Below are 1,620 nucleotides of genomic sequence, written 5' to 3'. Positions count from 1 at the left end.
CGGAAACCGGCGCGCTCGCGGTGAAGTTCTTCGAGGCGCGCACCTCGCCGTTGCGGTCGTTCAGGATGCGCACGAACAGGTCGACGTCGGCATGCTCGCCGCCATTGACGCGCACCTCGAAGGAGCGCACCTCGACGATGATCTGGTAGTCGATGGCCAGCCCTTCGCCCGGCTTGCCTACGCCGGCAAAGCTGCCGGAGCGCTGGAAGGTCTCGGCCAGCCTCGCCTGCACGATCAGCGGCAGCCGGTCTGCCCATTGCGCGCCTTTCAGGAACTGGATCGAGCGGTCCGAACGCCTGATGACTATGTTCTGGCTGTCCAGCGCCTTGAGCGCCGAGGGCTGGGCGATCAGGATCTGGCGGCGGCTGTGGGCGCGCACATCGACCGAAGGCGCGGACAACTCGAACGTGTCGAGCGGCGCCGGCTTGCCGCCCAGGACCGCACAGCCGGCAAGCGTAAGCACCAGCAATGCCGCCGCGGACGATCTCAAACTACCCGCTACCACCCTGACCGACTTCACGCGCGATCCCCGTTGTCCCCGATCAACCCGCATTCGCGGTTCATTTTCTTGGCGGTCGCGGCGGCCGAAGTCAACGCCGTGCCCTTCCGTCGAACTGCCGGACCTCGCCCTCGCCGCCGGACAGGATGCGCTGCGGATTGCGGCTGAGGTCGGTCACCGCTTCCTCGATGCGGTTGATCGAGCGGCGGCTGTCCTGCACCAGCGCTTCCACATTCTGCAGCCCCTGGCCGGAGAAGCGTGACAGGTTGTCGACGATGGTGCCGAGGCGGGAGTTCAGGGTGTCGGCCACCTGCTTGAAGGATTTGAGCGTCGCCCTCGCATCGGCCATCACGCCGTCGGCCTCGCCGGAACCGAGGAGCTTGTCGACCTTGGCCAGGATGCCGTCGACGCGCACCGAGGCGTCGTTGAGGCGCTGCGCAAGCTGGCGGGCATTCTTGATCGTGTCATTGATGTCGTCGGAGCGGTTGGCGATCTTGTTGGTGACCTTGGCGATGTCAGAGGCCGCCTTGTCGGCGCTGGCGCTGGCTTTCTGGATGTTGGCCAAAGCCTCCTTGACGTCGGCCGGATCGATGCCGTCGAGCACGCCGTTGACCTTGGCCAGTGTCCCTTGCGTCTGCTTGGCGAAATCGTTGATCGAGCCGACCGCCGTGTTGACGTTGCCGATGACCGTATCGAACTGCTTGCTGGTCTCTTTCAGATTCGCCGTCACCGTATCGACATTGGCCACAATGCTCTTGATCTGGTCCTTGTCGACGGAATTGAGCAGGCCTTCGGCGGCCTTCAGCGTGCTGTCGAGCCGGCCGGAGACATTCTTCAACTGATCCGAAAGCGAACTCACCGCCGACAGGAACTTGTCGATGCCGTCGGAATTCTTGGCCAGCGCGTCCGAGAAGGTCTGGACGTTCTTGATCGTCTGCGTCAGCGGCTCACGAACGTCCTTGGTAAAACCTTCGAGCTCGCTAAGCACCTTGTCGGCGCGGGTAAAGATGTTCTGAGCCGTCTGCAAAAGGTTGGTGACCGCGGACGGGTTGGCGACGATCTCGGCGACCCTGCCTTCCTTCGCCGCCTCGTCGAGCAGCCTGGCTTCCTTGGGGTCGGCG

At 64.1% G+C, this 1,620-nt stretch carries 2 protein-coding genes; both read right to left on the bottom strand.

What is annotated here, in order from left to right; genetic code table 11:
* The coding region (locus EOA27_RS35680; protein WP_127258638.1) for an ABC-type transport auxiliary lipoprotein family protein at positions 1 to 553 on the bottom strand (553 nt) is incomplete at its 3' end.
* A gap of 37 nt (positions 554 to 590) precedes the next feature.
* A partial coding sequence (locus tag EOA27_RS35675) for an MCE family protein (RefSeq protein ID WP_127258636.1) occupies positions 591 to 1,620 on the bottom strand: 1,030 nt, incomplete at its 5' end.

It is taken from the genome of Mesorhizobium sp. M2A.F.Ca.ET.037.01.1.1, assembly GCF_003998075.1.
Taxonomy (GTDB): Bacteria; Pseudomonadota; Alphaproteobacteria; order Rhizobiales; family Rhizobiaceae; genus Mesorhizobium.
The sequence above is the reverse complement of the archived record's forward strand: the minus strand, read 5'-3'. Positions and strand labels throughout refer to the sequence as shown.